A 19,713-nucleotide genomic window follows, 5' to 3' on the forward strand; every position below is an offset into this window, starting at 1 on the left:
ATACAATGAATAACGACAGAAAGTAAAATAGGAATCGCGTCATGCTGATATATAGGAAAAAAGATTGTGCATTTCCTAAAAAGATATTATAATTTCTTATATAGAAAATAAAGGTGGAGAAATGATGACACAAAAACCATATGGAACCGTACTACTAAAAGCAGCAACCATTTTAGATTACCTCGCAGAAGCGCCAAGTAAACCATTGCAAGAAATTTCAGAAGCAACGAAACTGACCCCATCCACAGCTTTGAAAATATTGGAAACGCTACAAATGATCGGCTATGTCAAACGCGACAAAGAGAAGAATTATCGCTTAGGGTCTAAGCTGATCAAGTATGCCAATCAAAACATTCAAGAGCTTGATTTAGTGGAAATCAGCTTGCCTTACTTGGAAGCATTGCAGAAAACGGCGGATGAAACGATCCACTTAGGCGTCTTGACCGCCAATGAGATTCTTTATGTCAATAAATTGGAGCCTCAGAATCAAACGATCCGCATGTCTTCAAAAGTAGGAATCACAAGACCGTTGTATAGCTCTGCCATGGGGAAAGCCGTTTTAGCGGAGTTTGATGCCCCTCAAGTAGAGGAGTACTTGGCAGCAACGCCTTTAACCGCTTATACCGAAAATACCATTACAAATCAGTTGAAGTTGAAGAAAGAATTGGAACAGGCAAAAGCGAACCAAGTAGCCTTTGATGATGAAGAAATGGAACAAGAAATCTATTGCATCGGCGCCTCACTGACAAAAGATCAGGAGATCGTTGGGGCGTTTTCTATCAGCCTACCGAAATACCGCTTGACCCCAAAATACAAAACGACATTGATCGATGCGATTATTGCGACAAAACAACAAATTGAGCAAGCGTTGTAAACTTTTTAATGGAAAGCCCTTGCAAATAAAAACGAGAACGGTATAATGAACGTGTAAGTTTCTTTATAATAAATACCATTTTCCAAATAGGAAATAAGCGGAGGGTCTTAATGAAAAAAGTAGCGAATTTAATGAAACTAAAGGAAAGCGGTGTGATCGCTGTTGTACGTGGCGCTTCAAAAGAAGAAGCACTACAAGCAAGTAAAGCGATCGTTGCAGGGGGGATCACCGGCATTGAGTTGACTTTTACAGTGCCTCAAGCGGCGGATGTAATCGCTGAATTAGTAGCAACCTTCAAAGAGAATCCAGAGGTAGTTGTTGGTGCGGGGACCGTTCTTGATGCAGTGACCGCTCGTTTAGCGATCATGGCAGGCGCAGAATATGTGGTAAGCCCAACTTTTGATCAAGAAACGGCTGAATTATGTAATTTATATCAAATCCCGTATCTGCCTGGCTGCATGACCATTTCAGAAATGAAGGACGCCTTAAAAGCAGGCGCAGATATCATTAAACTATTCCCAGGTAGTGCGTATGGACCAAGTATCATCTCGGCCTTCAAAGCGCCATTGCCACAATTAAACATTATGCCGACCGGTGGTGTCAGCTTAGACAACATGCAAGAATGGTTTGCGGCGGGTGTCGTAGCCGTTGGTGTAGGGGGGAATTTGTTAGCGCCAGCAGCAAGTGGGGATTTTGACAAAGTAACAGAAGTAGCGAAACAATATGCGGCAAAATTAAAAGAGATTCGAGGAAAGTAAGATGGCAAATATTCTGACACTAGGAGAAATCATGTTGCGTCTATCGACAACGTTAGGCGACCGAATCGCCCATAGTTCGATGTTTGCTGCCCATTATGGCGGTGGGGAAGCCAATGTTGCGATCTCCTTGGCGAATTTTGGTCATCGCGTTTCTTTTGCTAGTAAAGTGCCTGAGAATGCTTTAGGAGATGCCGTTTTTCATCATTTACGAAGCTATGGCGTCGATTGTCGCCACTTGCTTCGTGGCGGTTCCCGACTAGGTACTTACTATATTGAAACCGGTATCGGGGAACGAGCAGCGCGAGTGGTTTATGATCGCGCAGCCTCTAGCTTTGCTCAAATGAAAGAAAATGAGTGGCAATCTGACCTTTTTGATGGGGTTGACATTGTTCACCTTTCAGGGATCACGCCCGCTCTTTCAACGACTTGGCAGACACTTTTACTGACGTTGATCAAAGAAGCGAAAGCAGCTGGTTGTAAAATCAGTTTCGATATCAATTATCGTGGAAAACTGTGGACGACCGCTGAAGCACGCGTCTTTTTGCAAGAAGTGCTCCCCTATGTCGATTATTGCTCGGCAGGACAGTTAGATGCCCAAGTCTTTATGGATGTATCAGCTCCAACAGAGGAAGTCGAAGATGACTACTATTATCAAGAAATGCATCGGAAATATCCAAATATCCAGCTCTTTTATTCAACTAGTCGCCAGGTGCTCTCAGCAAGTCACAATCAATTGACAGGAAGCCTATGGCACAACGGCAATTATGTCGTTTCTGCTACCCATGAGATCAATCCCATCGTTGATCGCGTCGGAGGCGGCGATGCCTTTTCAGCTGGTGTCCTACATGGTCTTGTCACGAAGAAACAAGACCAAGAAATCATTGATTTTGCCACTGCAGCATCTGCTTTGAAACATACGATCCATGGCGACTGTAATCAGTTTAGCGCCAATGAGATACAAGAATTTATTGCAACAGGTTCAGGAAAAATTATTCGATAGGAGGAATAAAACATGCAACACATGGAAACACGCTATACCCATAGTCCACTTGATATTCGTCACTATAGTACCGAGGAATTACGCAGAGAATTTTTGGTAGAGAAAATTTTCACACCAGGACAAATCATGCTGACCTATACCCACAATGATCGGATGATCTTTGGCGGAGTGACACCGACAGAAGAAGCGTTAGAAGTGCAATTAAGCAGCGAATTAGGGGTGGAATACTTCTTAGAACGTCGCGAATTAGGCGTCATCAATATTGGAGGACCTGGTGCGATCACGATCGATGGCCAAAAAGAACCAATGAAAAAACAAGACGGCTACTATATCGGCAAGGAAACCAAACAAGTCTTGTTCCACTCAGATGATCCAGCAAATCCAGCGAAATTCTATCTATCTTGCGTGCCAGCACATAAGAAATACCCAAATGTAAAAATCAGTATCGATCAAGTCACACCAATGGAGACAGGCGAGGGCTTGACATTAAATGAACGGAAAATTTATCAATACATTCACCCAAATGTTTGTGAAAGCTGTCAATTACAAATGGGGTACACGATCTTAGAACCAGGCAGTGCTTGGAATACGATGCCAAGTCATACCCATGAACGTCGGATGGAAGCATATGTGTATTTTGATTTTGCCAACGAAGACACAAAAGTGTTCCATATGATGGGCAAACCAGATGAAACGAAGCATTTAGTCGTTAGTGAAGAACAAGCAGTTATTTCTCCAAGCTGGTCGATCCATTCGGGTGTTGGAACCAGTAACTACTCCTTTATCTGGGCAATGTGTGGCGAAAATATCACCTATACCGACATGGATATGGTGGCAATGGACGACTTAAAATAAAAAGAAAGAGGGTTTATCAATTATGGATTTTTCAATGGATCAATTTCGTTTAGATGGTAAGATCGCATTAGTGACTGGAGCTGTCTATGGGATCGGTTTTACGATCGCTCGTTCATTAGCAGCAGCAGGAGCAACGATCGTTTTTAACAACTTGGATCAAGAATCAGTGGATAAAGGATTAGCAAACTATCGTGAAGCAGGGATCGAAGCCCACGGCTATGTCTGTGATGTAACGGATGAAAAAGCAGTCAACGAAATGGTCAAGCAGATCGAAGAAGAAGTTGGCGTGATCGATATCTTAGTCAATAATGCTGGGATCATCAAACGAATTCCGATGTTGGAGATGTCTGCTGAAGACTTCCGCCAAGTCGTTGACGTGGACTTGAACGCTCCATTTATCGTTTCAAAAGCAGTCTTACCGTCAATGATCAAAAAAGGACATGGAAAAATCATCAACATTTGCTCAATGATGAGTGAATTGGGAAGAGAAACGGTGGCTGGTTACGCAGCGGCTAAAGGCGGCTTGAAAATGTTGACGAAAAACATTTGTGCTGAATTTGGTTCAGCTAACATTCAATGTAATGGGATCGGACCTGGTTATATTGCAACACCGCAAACCGCACCATTACGAGAGATCCAACCAGACGGTTCTCGTCACCCATTTGATCAATTTATCGTAGCGAAAACACCTGCTGCCCGTTGGGGTGAGCCAGAAGATTTAGCAGGACCAACTGTTTTCTTAGCTTCTGAGGCATCCAACTTTGTCAATGGCCATGTCTTATATGTAGACGGCGGTATCTTGGCGTATATCGGGAAACAACCTGAATAAAACAATCGTAAGGAGGCAGAATTCTTTTTGAATTGCTGTCTCCTTTGTTGTAGACTGTAAGGGCTACAATAAGATAATAGAACACGTAGCAAAGAAGAATAAAGACTTTTGTAAAAAGTTTTGAATAGAGGGGAAAAGATGTCAAAAGAAAGAGTTTTGACTGTTTTGAAGGAGCATACGAATCAAGTTGAAAAAATTGCACCAAGTGAGACCTTAACGACAGAAGGGATTTCCGAAAAAGTCGGTATTCAAAGAAATACCACGAGCCAATACTTGAACGAATTAGTAAAAGAAGAACGGGTCCTTAAGATTCGTAGTAGACCGGCAATCTTTTATGACAAAACAGTTTTTTCTGAACGCTTTTTTACGCCAAAACAGACCGTCTACGATACCTATGAAGAGCTTCTAAATGAAACAAAAAATCAAGAGCAGGGAAATGATGTTTTGTCGACATTGATCGGAAATCGTTCAAGTTTGCAGCGAGTGATCGATCAAATCAAAGCTGCCTCATTTTATCCCGACACAGGACTGCCAATCATGCTTCACGGAGAAACCGGTGTTGGTAAGAGCTTACTCGCAAAAAAGATGCATGAATTTTGCGTTGAAAAAAAGCTCATTGGAGAAACTGCCCCCTTTTTAGAATTAAATTGTGCGCAGTACTATCATAATCAAGAGTTATTGAGTAGTATCTTATTTGGCTATAAAAAAGGTGCATTCACTGGAGCAAACGAAGAACAAGTAGGCCTTTTGGAAGCTGCTGACGGGGGAATCTTATTTTTAGATGAATGCCATCGTTTACCAGCAGAAAGCCAAGAGAAATTATTTACCTTTATGGATAATCAAACCTTTTCGAGAATAGGTGAAAGTAATAAAACCAGAAAAGCGCAGGTCCGTTTGATTTTTGCAACTACGGAAGATATTCAACAAAATTTTTTAAGAACATTTATCCGGCGCGTGCCCATCACGGTTCAGATCCCGTCGTTGCAACAACGGACAAAAAAAGAAATTTCTGAATATATCTATACGTTTTTGATTCATGAAAGTCAAAAATTTGCAAAAGAAATCGTCATTACGTCATGGGTCTTGAATCGGTTGTTGTATTTAAATTATCGCGACAATGTCGGTGAATTGAAAAACTTGATCAAGATTATCTGTGCAAATGCGTATAGTCGTCAAAAAAATCACCCCTATGTTTTGATCAATTCCGAGTCAATCGAAAATAGTTTGTTGTCTCGATTTCTTTCTTTGAAAGAAATCGATAATCTAGAAAACAAAGATATCCGCATCACACCCCAAAGCCAAGCCGGTGATTTCATGCACCTAGAAACAGCGGATAGTACGATCATTCATGCAATCTTTAAAGTTTTTGAGAAATTGTTTCAGCAATATGAAAGCGGTGGAATCACTGAAGATTATTTAGTCAAACAGCTTTCTAGAGAAGCCAGCACAGTCGTGGAGATGTTGGTTTACGAGGATGCAGAAGAAAAACCAACCTTGAAGTTATTGCGTAATACAGTCAAGGAACTAGTAAATTTCTTAGAAGCTAGTTTTTTTATTAAAATTCGCGGCAACTCGATTATCGCCCTGACAAGTTATTTGTATAAACGGAATAATTTTATTTTCAATATTCCCAAAATTGACGAAAAGACCATTGATTCGATCGAATCGTTTATGAATGTGCATTTATTGATGGAATCAAAGCTCCTCAATTCTTTATTGGAATTAGTAGAGACAAAGCTTGATGTTACTTTGATGAGAATGGAGAAAATCTTACTGGCTTTTTACTTCAAAGGATTAGGTTTAGAAAGTCAACAAGACGCGATCCGAGGCGTCATTTTGGCCCACGGATTTTCCACTGCTAGCAGTATCGCTGATGTCGTGAATCGTTTTATGAAGGAACACATTTTTGATGCCTTTGATATGCCTTTTAATGTCAGCGTGGATAAAGTCAAAGAATTTATGACGCATTATATAAAAGCCAATGATTGCTCAAAAGGATTGATCGTTTTAGCGGACATGGGTTCACTTATGTTCTTAGCAGATACGTTAGAACCATTGTTAGATGGGCCATTATTGATTATCAATAACGTCACGACACAGCAAGCATTATTCGTGGGTGAAATGATGCAAAATAATTACGACCTTAAGATTATTGGCGATAAAATCAAGGAAGGTCTCTCGATCGAATACAAAGTTACTTATCCGAGAAAGCAAAAGCAGCCACTGCTGATCACTGTTTGTCAGACTGGTCTTGGAACAGCACAGCAGCTGCAATCATTTTTGAAAGCGAGTATCCCTGAAGAAACGAAGTTTGAGATCGAAGCGGTAGATTACCATTACTTGAAAAAGTATGGAAAGAAGAATGGTCTATTTCAACAATATGATGTGCAAGGAATCGTGGGAACAGCTGATCCAGAAATTGATGGTGTCCCATACATCGCTTTAGAAGACTTGATTTCTGGTAAAGGACAAGAAATCATTGATGATATTTTTGTTCTTGTCAAAGATCCGGCCATTCGTAAAGCGATCAATGACAATCTTGTACGAAATCTATCGATCGAACGGCTGCTTTCGGCGGTGACGATCTTAGATGTCAATAAAGTCATTTCCTATATTGACCAAGGATTTGTTAGTTTGGAGCGGTACTTACAGCTTCAATTATCCAACAGTAAAAAAGCGATATTATATGTACATATCGCAAGCTTAGTAGAACGTCTGATCCGAAATCAAGAAGTCCCAATTTATCAAGGAGATCCGAGCAAGTTTATGGAAGAAAAAGCAACTATCGCCAAAGCATTAGAGGGCTTAGAGGTGGCTTACAATATCAAAATCAGCGAATACGAGCTAAATTATCTCTGTGAGATTATTTTCGACTGATAAAAATTCTTCTTCGACACTAAAACAATCCATTCCGACAGATGATCAAGTGTTTCGTTTTCACTTTTTTGGCTGGAAAGAATGGATTTTTTTTGTTTTTTAAACTAGGAACAATTTTTTATATCAGTAAATAGAAAGCCTTTTATGATAGCGTTTTTATTTATTCTTGTGAGAAGATGAGCGAAATATTTGTTATCGCCAGAAACTTGGCACAGAAATTGCTTATTAGTAATACGACAAAACAAAAAATGGAGGAAACAATATGATCTCAATGATAAGAATCGATGACCGTCTTGTGCATGGTCAAGTAGCTGTGAAATGGTCGAAGGAGTTGGGGATTAGTCGCATCGTCGTCGTTAGTGATGGTATCGCACAAAACGAAATTCAAGTAAGTGCGTTAAAAATGGCAGGGCCTTCAGGGGTGAAAGTTGCAGTGCTCTCATTAGAAAAAGCGATTGCTATTTTGAATGATCCACGCTCGGAACAATTAAAAATCTTAGTTGTTACAAATGAACCGAAATATGTCGCTGGTCTTGTGCCAAAACTTAAAGAGAAACCAATGTTGAATATGGCAAATTATGGACGGATCGGCGGTAGTCTGTCAGACAAAGAAAAGATCACAGAGACTGTCTATTTATCAGAAGAAGACAAAGAAACACTGAAAGAGATCTTTGATGCTGGGTATGATTTTAGCTATCAACCGTTACCAGATGATACCCCACAATCTTTGAAATCATTAATAGGAGGTTAAACTTATGTTAGTCAATGCGTTAATCGTTGGATTTGTCGTCGCTTTAGCAAAATTTTTGGATTGGTGGGGATCCACTCAGCTAGCTAGACCTATTTTTATCGTTGCCTTATTAGGAATGCTTCTCGGTCATCCGACTGAAGGAATTATTATGGGTGCTCAGCTGGAATTGATTTTCTTAGGAAATGTTAGTTTAGGAGGCGTTATGCCTTCGGATATTACTTTAGGATCCATTTTTGGTGCTGCATTTGCCATGATCGTTGGTTCGGATTTAAATGTAGCGATCGCATTAGCTGTACCGATCTCCATGTTAGGTACCTTGCTATATTCCGTTATGAAGATGGTTGTCACTTCATTAGTTCCTCGATTTGAAAAACATATTAAGGATCACAATTATCGAGCATTCAGCCGATTATGGCATATTCAGTTTTGGGGATTTGAACTGTGCTATTTCTTATTAGGTTTTGTCGTTATCCTTTTAGGTGCCGATGCAGTAAAAACGTTTGTTGACTGGTTACCTGAATGGGTTCAAAGTTCTATGACCGTCGCTTCAACCATGCTACCAGCAATTGGTCTTGCTCTACTACTAAAAATGCTATGGCAAAAATCTTTGGCTCCCTATTACTTTTTAGGATTTGCTTTAGGTGCATTCTTTTTCTATCAACGTGCGACCGAAGTCAAAGATGGTGTGATCACAACCCAGTCAAGTAGTATCTTGTCTTTAGTACAGATTGCATTTATCGGATTTATCGTTGCAGCATTAGTTGTGATGGCAGAGTTGAGAGCAGCGAAGAATCCAGCTGTTAGCAGTGGTCCAACTGTATCGACCGCAAGTGAAGACGAAGGAGATGACTTTTTCAATGACTAAAAATGATATGCTTAAATTAAACAAAGAAGAACGAAAAATCGTTTCGAAAATGTTCTGGAGAAACCAATATTTAATGTTTTGTACAAGTTATACAAAGCAACAAGGAATTACCTATGGGTGGTTAATGGCACCTTTTTTACAAAAAGTATATGGAAAAGATACCGATGAGTTTTATGAAGCAATGAATCGTAATTTGGATTTCTATAACACCGCACCTGCAATGAATGGCTTTATCTCTGCTTTAGGGTTATCGATGGAAGAAGAGAATAAGGCAATGAAAGACAAAGGAGAGTTTTTTGATGCTACTTCGATCTCTGCATTAAAAACTTCTTTGATGGGTCCATTAGCTGGGATCGGTGATGCGATTTATCTTTCTGTCTTGCGAGTCATTGCAACCGGGATCGCATTAGGGCTCAGTGAACAAGGAAACATTTTAGGACCGATCTTGTTCTTATTAGTCGTAAATGTACCAAACATGCTGATTCGTTGGTTTACAACGGTGTTAGGCTATAAAGCAGGCGGTCAGTTCATCTCAGAGGCACTCAAATCAGGTACCTTTGCGGCAATTACAAAAGGTTCTGCAGTGTTGGGATTGATCATGACGGGAGCAATGACGGCTCAATTTGTAACGTTTAGAACAACTTTTGTTGCAGAATTGTCAGGAACGACCTTCAACCTGCAAAATGTGTTTGACTCGATCATGCCAGGTTTATTACCGTTAGCGATCACTATGGGTTGCTTTGCCTACTTGCGTAAACACAATCGTCCTGTTTTAGCATTAGTCGTGATGTTTTTAGCATCAGTCGTTTTGACGATTCTAGGTATTGCAGGATAAGTTGATAGAGAACTTTTCTGGTTGATTCAGAGAAGTTCTCTTAGCTTTTGATCGACATAAATACGTTTGGTCCTCGTTCGAGACAGTTGCAGGCATCATTTTCGAAAAGGAAAAACAAACAGTTCGCCACTTTCGACAGAAAGTTGGCATACATATTGCTTATAACTAAGCGAATAGCAAAATCGAACAAGGAGTGAACAAAGTGAAGAAAAAATATTTTTTGATCTCACATAACGAATTAGCCAATGGCTTGAAAAAAGCATTAGAAATGATTATCGGCACTCAGGAAAATTTATATGCCTTTGGACTGATGCCAGGAGGCCATCCAGATTTGATCACCAATCAAATCGAAGCGCTGATCGATGAGGAAACACAAGTTGTTATTCTAGGTGATATTGCTGGTGGCAGTGTTTGTAACTCGGCCATGCGTTTGACCCAGCAACCGAACGTAGTATTAGTTACCGGTATGAATCTCCCTCTTGCTATGGAAATTATAGTTAGTCAAAGCACATCAGAACAGCAGATCGCAGCAATTATTGAAGAGGTGCGCAAGGGGATGACTGTTCAAAATTTACGTCCTTCTATCAAAGAATCATTCGAGGATTTCTTTTAATGATGATTTCTAAAAAAGACTTGCAGATGTGGATGGAAAGGATGTTGCCCAACGATCGCTCATATCTGGCACAAAGCGGTAGCAGCTATACCAAAGAAATTCGATCGTTTGAAGCAATAATGAGGAGTTTTTGGGGGATTTTCCCAGCGTATGGTGACCAACCCCAGAAGCTCAAGACATTCGACACTGTCCAAGATTTTATTGATTGTGTCGAAGAAGGAAATTTACCTAAACTCTCAACAGAAAATCGCCAGATTGCAGTGGAATTAGGTGTATTAGGTTTTATATTGGGTCGTTATCCATCCTCCTTCTTTCAACTATTTTCGAACAAAGGTAAAAAAGAACTCCTCGCATGGTTATATCAAATCAACGAGATTGATCTGCCCAAGGGCAATTGGTTTTTCTTTTTGCTATTGGTCAATCTTGGTTTGAAGAAAAATAATAGTCCTTATTCTCAAGAAAAAATAGACGAAGCATTGGCAATAATTGAAGAATGTTATTTAGGTGAAGGATGGTACTCAGATGGGGTCAATCGCCAAAGAGATTATTATGTTGCTTTTGCTTTTCACTTTTATGGGTTATTGATCAATTATTGCTTTCCTGAAGAGATCAAAACGCGCTACAAAAAGCGAGCCATCATTTTTGCAGAATCGTTTAAACACTGGTTTGACGCAGAGGGTCGATCGATTCCTTTTGGTCGTAGTTTGACCTATCGTTTTGCACATTGTTCGTTTTGGAGTGCGCTTTTGCTTACAGAGGCCTATCGAGAAACGAGTTTGTCTGTGTCCGAAATAAAAGGACTAATGGAAAAAAATATTTCTGATTGGCAAAAAAGACCTATCGTTTTACCTAAAGAACAAAACCTCTCGATCGGATATGGATACAATCAGCAATTATTATCGGAAGATTACAATGCCCCCGGGTCACCTATGTGGGCATTTAAAACCTTTGTTGTGCTCGCACTCCCTGAAGAGCATGAGTTTTGGCAGGCGATCAGCGCCATGAACATCCAACGAAGAGATAAAACTGTTCAAGCACATGCTGGATTTCATATCAATCACGACTTACATCAGACAACCGCGTTAAGTAGTTTGCAATGTAGCAATAATCCACTTTTGTACCATCATTTTGAAAAGTACAGCAAGTTTGCTTATTCAAGCTATTTTGGCTTTAATGTCACGCGGGATATCCAAGGAATCGAGCAATTTGCAATCGATTCGACGTTAGCAGTTTAAATACCCGGTCATCAGCAGTATATGACCCTTGGGAAAATTGAAAAAACAAAGATGTATGATTCCTATGGGGTTAGTTTTTGGCATGTCTGGCAAGAGGTTTCGATCACGACGTATTTGGTTCCAATCGATGCTGCCAATCATATCCGCATCCATGAGATTCATACAAACCAACCGTTGGAAGTGGTTGAAGGTGGTTTTCCTTTGGCAAATTGGAACCGCAAATACAATCAGGCGATCATTCAGGAGAATTCTTGCGCTATTGAAAACGAACAAGGGGAATCGATCATTCGTAATCTTGGTGATGTGCGAACTGCCAGAGTGATTCCTCAAGGACCTAACACCAATATTTATTCTAGTGAAAAAAATGCAGTTCCGACGTTAACGACTGTGATCGAAGCTGGGCGGACTGTTTTGGTTGCGCATATCATTGGTCAAAAAACCAAGCAGCTGCTTCCAAAAGTTACTTTTCATGAAACGAATAATGCGTTTCAACTTAGGGGAAACGTTGATTTAACAATTAAAAAGGAGCGATTTGCGAAATGAATGATGAAATCAAACAATGGGCACTAAAAATTTTTGAAAAAATCGACCACAAATTAGAAGTACAAGTAGCGCGGGTGGGGGAAAAAATCCCGTACATTCCTAATGAGATGACAGGTTTATATGAAGAAGATAAAGGTGTAACTGATCCCGTGTGGTGGACCAATGGGTTTTGGGCTGGGATGTTATGGCAGATGTATCACGCAACTGGGAAACCAGCCTATAAAGAAACAGCAGAAATAAATGAAGTTCGGTTGGATAAAGCTTTCGATCAATACACCGGACTGCATCATGATGTTGGGTTTATGTGGCTGCATACAGCGGTCGCTAATTACCGTTTGACGGAAAATGAGCGTTCAAAAGCAAGAGGATTACATGCTGCACATCTATTAGCGGGTCGCTACAATCCAAGAGGAGGTTTTATTCGCTCTTGGAATCGCGATCGTTCCGGTTGGGTCATTATTGATTCGATGCTAAATATTCCCTTGTTGTATTGGGCAGAAGAAGCAATCGGTGATCCACGTTTTCGTTATATGGCAGAAGACCATGCCGACAAAGTAATGAATCACATCGTTCGACCAGATGGTTCAGTCAATCATATCGGTGTATTTGATCCAACAAACGGTGAACTAGTTGAAACACCAGCCGGACAAGGCTATGCCTCAGGTTCTGCTTGGTCTCGTGGTCAATCGTGGGCAATCTATGGATTTGCATTAAGTTATCTGCATACGGGGAAAAAGGAATATTTAGAAACAGCCAAAAAAGTTGCTCACTATTTTATTGCGGAAGTCTCGAAAACAGACTGGATACCAGTTGTTGATTTTCGTTCACCTAAAAATCCCGTGATGATCGATACTTCTGCTGGATTATGTGCTGCCTGTGGCCTATTGGAAATCGCAAAACACGTAGACGATTTAGAAAAAGATCTTTACACAGATGCGGCGATCAATATTTTAAAAGCGACAGAGGCCAACTATGCGATTTGGGATGAGGAAAAAGACGGTTTGATTGATTGCGCAACAGGCAGCTATCACGATGAACCGTGGACAGAAGTGCCGATCATTTACAGTGATTATTATTTTGTCGAAGCGATTTTACGCTTGCTAGATAAAGATTTTTTGATTTGGTAAAAGGAGCGACCAATGAACTGTTCAGGCAAAGAAACGATCACGCTTACAACAAAGCACAGCCAACTTAGCTTTATAGTCACAGAGAATGGCTATCTAACTTTGGCTTATTTTGGAAAAAAACTACCTAAAAGTGATCTATCCTATGTGATCACGGAGATTCCAAGGGCAAGCTATCTGGCTGATACCGACAGTATTGAAAACTTTAAGCTGGAACAGATACCTGTAGGCTATCCTGCATTTGGCAATTCTGATCTAAGAAGTCCAGCTCATCAAGAAATTTACGCTGACGGCAGCCGTCTTTCAGATTTTAGATACGTTGATCATTCATTTAGTAAAATCAAACAGCCACTTAATGGATTGCCTTACGCAAATACTGAAAGGCTTGATTATCTAATTATTGAATTAAGCGATCGTTATACAGGAGTGAGTCTCCACCTAAAGATCACTGCGTTTCAGGAGCAAGATGTCTTTACACAATCGGTCACCTTTAGTAATCCTTCAGATCAGGAGGTCGTATTGACCAAAGCGATGTCTCTCAATCTTGACTTTTTAACGGATGATTTTGAGTTATTACTTTTATCAGGGGCTTGGGGTAGAGAAATGCATCTTTCAAGACGCAAACTTGTTCAGGGGCTGCAGGGAATCGATAGTAAACGTGGGGCGAGTGGTCATGGACAAAATCCTTTTATAGCGTTAGTTTCCCCAGATACCACAGAAGCAGCTGGTGCGGTCATCGCTTGTCAATTAATGTACAGTGGGAATTTTGTTGCAAGCGCCGAGGTCGACATGCATCAAAACACCCGGATGCAAATCGGGATCAATCCTTTCGACTTTAGTTGGACATTAGCTCCGAGTGAATCATTTGATACGCCAGAAGCGATTTTCTTGTATGCAGATGGTTTGAATCAAATGAGTCAGAAATTTCATGCTTTTTATGAGGACTGTGTCGTACCTCGTGCTTTTAAAAACAAAGAGCGTCCGATTTTATTGAATAATTGGGAGGCAACCTATTTTGACTTTGATCAAGAACGCATTTTGCGATTAGCTAATGAGGGCGCTAAAATCGGTATCGAATGCTTTGTTTTAGATGATGGTTGGTTTGGCAAGCGAGAAAATGAACGAACGTCGTTAGGTGACTGGACACCAAATCAAGAAAAATTGGGGGGCAGTTTGCAACAACTGATTACGGCAATCAAAGAGCTAGGACTCGATTTCGGTTTATGGATCGAACCAGAGATGGTATCGAAAAAAAGCCTTCTCTACCAGCAGCATCCCGAATGGATCGTACGTGTACCAAATCGTCGACCACAGCAAGTCCGATATCAGTATGTTTTAGACTTGTCTTTAAATGAAGTCCAAAAATATTTGATTGAACAGATAACCTGGTTGTTAGACACCCATGAGATCAATTATTTGAAATGGGATATGAATCGCAATATCACTGACAGCTTTTCTAGTGGATTGAAAAAAGAACATCAGCAAGAATTTTCTCATCGCTATATTTTAGGCTTATATCATGTCTTAGAAACGATCACTAAGCGATTTCCTAATGTTTTGATAGAAAGCTGTGCTGGAGGTGGCGGTCGTTTTGATCCGGGCATGCTATATTACACGCCTCAAATCTGGACAAGTGATGACTCTGATGCCATCGCAAGATTAGAAATCCAAAAAGGGACCTCACTGCTTTATCCACCCAGCACGATGGGCTGCCATGTCACAGCATCGCCGAATCACCAAGTAGGCAGAGTGACCTCCCTTCACACACGAGCACTTGTGGCTCAACAAGGCAATTTTGGATATGAATTGAATCTTTTAGCATTATCTGAAGCAGAAAAAGATTGTTTGGCACAACAGATCAAGCAGTACAAGCTAGAAAGGCAAACACTCCAATTTGGTCAACAGACGAGACTCGCTGTCTATGATTCACAAAATGAATACGCATGGCAAAAACAGAACTTAATGACGAGTGAAGTGATCGTTACTCATATCAATATTTTAAATAAACCAAACACAGTTCCAAAGCGCTTAAAGCTGAAATCCTTAAAGAATGACCAACTGTATCAAGTCAATGAAACGGTACGATCCGGCGCTGAGTTGATGGAAATCGGACTAATGATTCCCAAACCGTCGGAAGATTTTTTTGCAACAAGATGGAAAATTATGCCGATAAAGGAGACATAATATGCTGACACTAAAACTAATTGATCATGAGGGGCACACGATCGAGGAACATACCCACTCAGAAGAAGTTTATCTTGCATTTAAAGATCGGACTTATCAAGCCGGTGAGAAAATTATGCTTACGACGACGAAAGCGCCACTATTCGTCTGGCTGCAAGTGGATGAGGCACTTGCACCAAGTCTGGTTTATTTGAAAGAAAGTGAATGGATCTTTCCAATCATTACAGAAGACACGCTACGGCGAGCGTATTCGCCTAAATTATTTTCAGGAAAACGCCATTATCTACACGCCTGGTTAGCAAAAGAATACGAAATCAACGCCTATCGAAATTTGGCAGTGAATGCCCATGATCAAAAGAATCATAGTGGCGCCTATCCTCATGCTTATGCCAATGTGGAAACTAGAAATGATTCGACATTTTTTGCAAGAAATGCGATCGATGGCATGATCGCCAACGAGAACCACGGGTCTTTTCCATATCAATCATGGGGCATCAATCAACAAGCGGACGCGCAATTGACGATCGATTTTGGTCGCAACGTTGAGATCGACAAAATCGCTTTGGTTCTTAGAGGAGACTATCCTCATGATAGTTACTGGACGCAAGTGACACTCGAATTTTCCAACGGACAACAAGAAATCCTGAAACCAACGAATCAACTCGATCGTCAATATTTCAGCTTTACCAAAATCCGTACTTCCTCAATTTTGTTAAAGGAATTGATTAAGCATCATGATGAATCACCCTTTCCAGCGCTAACACAAATTGAAATTTATGGCACTGAATGTCACCAGGAGGAAAGCAAATGATAGAAAATCCAATACTTAGAGGATTTAATCCTGACGCCAGTGTAGTCAAAGTCGGATCTGATTATTATCTAGCAACGTCAACGTTTGAATGGATGCCCGGTGTTGAAATCTATCATTCATCTGATTTAGTAAATTGGACGCTTGTTGCTCAGCCGTTACAAGGCGAGACCACTGTTAGCTTAGTGGGCAATCTAAATTCCGGTAGTATTTGGGCGCCACACTTAAGCTACTCCGAAGGGCAATTTTGGTTGTTGATCACTGATGTGAAAACAGGAACGGCATTCAAAGACACACTGAATTATGTGCTATCGGCAAAAGAAATTACTGGACCTTGGAGTGAACCTGTCTTTGTCACTGCCAGTGGATTTGATCCGGCATTTTTTCATGATGATGATGGAAAACATTATCTAATGAGTATGCTTTTTGACCATCGTTTGGAAAAGAAACGGTTTGCTGGTCTTGTGATGCAGGAATTCGATTTAGCTACAAAATCTTTGGTGGGGGAAAGAAAAAAATTCTTTGAAGGAACAGATCTAGGGGTCTGTGAGGGGCCACAGATCCTAAAAAAAGATGGTTGGTATTATTTACTAGCAGCTGCTGGTGGAACCGATTATAGTCACGCTGCGACAGTATGTCGAGCAAAACAGGTGATGGGTCCATATGAGCTTTCACCGTATCATCCTTTTTTAACAACCAAAAATGATCCGAAAAATCCGTTACAAAAAAGTGGTCATGCTTCTTTTGTTCAAGTATCGGCTGATGAATGGTATATCGTTCACATTTGTGCACGCCCATTGACGGAGCGTGGCTATTGTCCATTAGGTCGGGAAACCGCCCTTCAAAAAATAGAGTGGATCGATGGCTGGCCTCGTTTAGCTACTGGTACCTCAGCACCAGAACGTTTGATTGATGAACCAAGTATTGCAAAAGAAGTCATTCAAAAAAAAGACCATAGTTCTCGGACAGATTTTGATGAGCCGACTTTGCCAAGTTACTTTAAAAGTCTTCGACAGCCAATTGGCAGCCAGTGCTCACTTTCAGAAAGAAAAGGGTATTTACGTCTTTACGGTCAACAAAGTATAACGAGTTTGCATCGTCAGACGTTGATTGCCAGACGTTGGCAGCATTTTGCCTTTCGCGTAGAAACCAAAATGGAATTTGAACCACAGTCGTTTCAACAATTAGCAGGTTTGACCTTATTTTTTGATACAGATAATTGGCATTACCTGCATGTTTCCTACGATGAGGAAACCAAAGAAAAATATATCCAATTAGAAACAGATGCGATCAATCAGTTTCAATATGCTTCAGAACGATTAGTTATCCAACCGAATCTTGCCATTCATTTAGCAGTGGAAGTGGATCATGAATGGGCACAGTTTTCATATGCTGTCGGGGATGAACCATGGCAAATGATTGGTGATCCGGTCTCAGCTGCCCAATTAAGTAGTGATTTTATCAAAGAAAACGGGAAACTAGCTTTTACCGGCGCAATGGTAGGTATCTGTGCACAAGACATGGATAATCATCGATCCTACGCAGATTTTGATTTCTTTACTTACACGGAAAGCCATTCGTGAGAGGGCGTAAAGTGAATCAGCGGGTTTTGCTTAAGCGATTCATTCATTGTTCGCTCGTTTTGTTCAAGGATAGAACGAGATAGCATGAAAGACAAAATAAAAGAAAGACGGGCACAGAATGAATGAGCAGCGCCAGATTGCCCATAGTCTGTGCCTTTTTTCAAAGAATGAAAAGCCTTGAGGAGCAAAAGAAGATCGTATGAATAATGATCGAGTATCATGAACTCAGAATCACGCAGGAACAGAGTAGTCAAATGGCGATAACAATTATGTAAGCGCCTACTTTTTGTCGGAGAGGAGATTACAAATGAATAAACTTTTTGAATTAATCCGACAGCAGTCTTTGCTCAAAAAAATGATCGTTAGTTTAAGTAGCTTGTTTCTCACGTTTTTTCTCATATTATCTACTTATCTTTATCTTCAATCGCAGCGAGTACTGTTGGACCAAGGAGAACTTTTATTAAAGAATGCCAGTGAAAAAAATCAGACGAATTTTAATGTAGGAATTGAATCGATCGAAGAGTTAGGCATCGAGCTGGTTTCAGACAATGAGTTTGTCAATTTTTTACAAAGATATGTTTCCGAAAGGACGATCAACGATCAGCCTTCTTTTGATTTTCAGACGACCGTCATTCCTCTTATACGCAAACTTCTTTCTACCACCCCGACACTGGCAAGTATACAGATACAGCTGTACGACCTTCAATATACTGTTTCATCTAAAAGCATGGTCACTGATCATCAGCTGTATCAGGAAGATCCTTTGACCTTCGGTTGGTATTTGGATCAAGATCAGCAATTATATTATCATTTTCCAATCAATCCTTTTGAATCGAATCAGCGGAAAAAGGGCTGGATCAATCTGTATGTCAATCCTCTTTTTCTTTTCCAATCGGTGAATGAAAATCTCGACAATCAAAGTGGGTTCTCTATTTTAGATGCTACCGGAGCAGTGATCTATGATCCATTGCTGTTTGCTGATCACCAAGATAAGGAAAATTACTTGATTCAGGAAGTTCCATTAAAAAATCAGTGGCAGTTGCTGACTTTTTATGCGAAAGAGAATTTTCGTGTGTCGTTAAAGGATTTTCTGAATAGCAATTTCCTTTTGATTATTTTTTTGCTTAGTATGATGATCGTTTTTACGAATATCTTCTATAAATGGCTCGTTTCTCCGATTCGAAGGTTATGCGAAAAAATGAAATTGACGAATGGTCAGCAATTACCGCACAAAATCGCCATTTCGAGTAATGATGAAATTGGTCAACTAGAAGCAACCTTTAATAAAATGATTGAAGATTTAGAAAATCTTCTGCTTAAGATCAAATCAGATGAAGCCTTGAAAAGAAAGGCGCAGTTGAGTAAATTTCAAGCACAGATTCAACCCCATTTTTTATACAATACGTTAGCAATCATTTCTTGGTGTGCAAAAGCAGGTGAGACAGAGCAAGTCGTTCAAATAACGAACGATCTCGCTCAGTACTATCGACTCATTTTAGCGAAAGGAAAAAACTTCGTTTCTTTAAAAGAGGAATTAGATTTAGTGAAACATTACTTATCCATTCAACGATTACGCTTTGCAGATCAACTTGACTATGAGATTGCTGTTGATCCTGAAATCGATGTAGAGTCGATTCAAATTCTTCATCGAATTTTACAACCCATAGCAGAGAATGCTTTTCAGCATGGTATCTATGTAAAAGGTCAAGGGAAAATCAAAGTTACTGTTGCTAAAAAAGAGGAAACGTTAATCCTTCTAGTCGCAGATAATGGCGCGGGTGCCTCGCCAGAGATAGTAGAGAAAATTCGCAGCGGGGAACAATTAGAGCTAAAAAAGGGAGGCTTTTCCTTGCAATCCATCATCAATATCTTGAAATCTTCTTATGGGGATCAGGTGAGGGTAGAATTCTTTTCAAAACAAGGGGAAGGAAGTGTGTTTCAAATTGAGTTGAATAAGAGCGTGCTTTAGGATCAAACCA

At 40.3% G+C, this 19,713-nt stretch carries 15 protein-coding genes and 1 pseudogene; all 16 read left to right on the forward strand.

Annotated elements, in window-relative coordinates; translation table 11 throughout:
- Positions 1-121: 121 nt before the first annotated feature.
- On the forward strand, positions 122-874 hold the full coding sequence (locus tag IGJ42_RS06560; RefSeq protein ID WP_016613298.1) for an IclR family transcriptional regulator: 753 nt from the start codon (positions 122-124) through the stop codon (positions 872-874).
- Between the two features lie 110 nt (positions 875-984).
- Positions 985-1,632, forward strand: coding sequence for a bifunctional 4-hydroxy-2-oxoglutarate aldolase/2-dehydro-3-deoxy-phosphogluconate aldolase (locus IGJ42_RS06565; RefSeq protein ID WP_016621203.1), 648 nt, complete (start codon positions 985-987; stop codon positions 1,630-1,632).
- Position 1,633: 1 nt separating this feature from the next.
- A complete protein-coding gene (locus IGJ42_RS06570) occupies positions 1,634-2,632 on the forward strand; it encodes a sugar kinase (RefSeq protein WP_086332270.1) in 999 nt (332 codons plus the stop codon).
- Between the two features lie 12 nt (positions 2,633-2,644).
- Positions 2,645-3,487, forward strand: coding sequence for a 5-dehydro-4-deoxy-D-glucuronate isomerase (gene kduI, locus IGJ42_RS06575; protein ID WP_005229915.1), 843 nt, complete (start codon positions 2,645-2,647; stop codon positions 3,485-3,487).
- 22 nt (positions 3,488-3,509) lie between these two features.
- Positions 3,510-4,316, forward strand: coding sequence for a gluconate 5-dehydrogenase (locus IGJ42_RS06580; RefSeq protein ID WP_005229917.1), 807 nt, complete (start codon positions 3,510-3,512; stop codon positions 4,314-4,316).
- Between the two features lie 138 nt (positions 4,317-4,454).
- On the forward strand, positions 4,455-7,193 hold the full coding sequence (locus IGJ42_RS06585; RefSeq protein ID WP_086332271.1) for a sigma 54-interacting transcriptional regulator: 2,739 nt from the start codon (positions 4,455-4,457) through the stop codon (positions 7,191-7,193).
- Positions 7,194-7,455: 262 nt separating this feature from the next.
- Positions 7,456-7,944 carry a PTS system mannose/fructose/N-acetylgalactosamine-transporter subunit IIB gene (locus IGJ42_RS06590; RefSeq protein ID WP_086332272.1) on the forward strand — a complete coding sequence of 163 codons (489 nt, stop codon included), beginning with the start codon at positions 7,456-7,458 and terminating at the stop codon, positions 7,942-7,944.
- Between the two features lie 4 nt (positions 7,945-7,948).
- Positions 7,949-8,809 carry a PTS mannose/fructose/sorbose/N-acetylgalactosamine transporter subunit IIC gene (locus IGJ42_RS06595; RefSeq protein WP_016621198.1) on the forward strand — a complete coding sequence of 287 codons (861 nt, stop codon included), beginning with the start codon at positions 7,949-7,951 and terminating at the stop codon, positions 8,807-8,809.
- Positions 8,802-9,644 carry a PTS system mannose/fructose/sorbose family transporter subunit IID gene (locus IGJ42_RS06600; RefSeq protein WP_016621197.1) on the forward strand — a complete coding sequence of 281 codons (843 nt, stop codon included), beginning with the start codon at positions 8,802-8,804 and terminating at the stop codon, positions 9,642-9,644. The genes IGJ42_RS06595 and IGJ42_RS06600 overlap by 8 nt, the downstream gene beginning before the upstream one ends.
- Before the next feature lie 202 nt (positions 9,645-9,846).
- A complete protein-coding gene (locus tag IGJ42_RS06605) occupies positions 9,847-10,257 on the forward strand; it encodes a PTS sugar transporter subunit IIA (RefSeq protein WP_223347079.1) in 411 nt (136 codons plus the stop codon).
- Positions 10,258-10,298: 41 nt separating this feature from the next.
- Positions 10,299-12,035, forward strand: a pseudogene (locus IGJ42_RS06610) (DUF2264 domain-containing protein).
- Entirely contained in the window at positions 12,032-13,162 is a 1,131-nt protein-coding gene (locus tag IGJ42_RS06615) for a glycoside hydrolase family 88 protein (protein ID WP_086332275.1), read from the forward strand. The pseudogene IGJ42_RS06610 and the gene IGJ42_RS06615 overlap by 4 nt, the downstream one beginning before the upstream one ends.
- 12 nt (positions 13,163-13,174) lie before the next feature.
- Positions 13,175-15,343 (forward strand): alpha-galactosidase, encoded by a 2,169-nt coding sequence (locus tag IGJ42_RS06620; RefSeq protein WP_086332276.1) that lies wholly within the window; start codon positions 13,175-13,177, stop codon positions 15,341-15,343.
- A 1-nt stretch (position 15,344) separates the two neighbouring features.
- Positions 15,345-16,154 (forward strand): hypothetical protein, encoded by an 810-nt coding sequence (locus IGJ42_RS06625; protein ID WP_016621192.1) that lies wholly within the window; start codon positions 15,345-15,347, stop codon positions 16,152-16,154.
- Positions 16,151-17,734, forward strand: coding sequence for a glycoside hydrolase family 43 protein (locus IGJ42_RS06630; RefSeq protein ID WP_016621191.1), 1,584 nt, complete (start codon positions 16,151-16,153; stop codon positions 17,732-17,734). Before IGJ42_RS06625 ends, IGJ42_RS06630 begins: the two co-directional genes overlap by 4 nt.
- A gap of 307 nt (positions 17,735-18,041) precedes the next feature.
- Positions 18,042-19,703, forward strand: a complete 1,662-nt coding sequence (locus IGJ42_RS06635) for a sensor histidine kinase (RefSeq protein WP_086332277.1) — start codon at positions 18,042-18,044, stop codon at positions 19,701-19,703.
- Positions 19,704-19,713: the final 10 nt, after the last annotated feature.

The organism is Enterococcus sp. DIV1067f (genome assembly GCF_050543505.1).
GTDB lineage: Bacteria > Bacillota > Bacilli > Lactobacillales > Enterococcaceae > Enterococcus_D > Enterococcus_D entomosocium.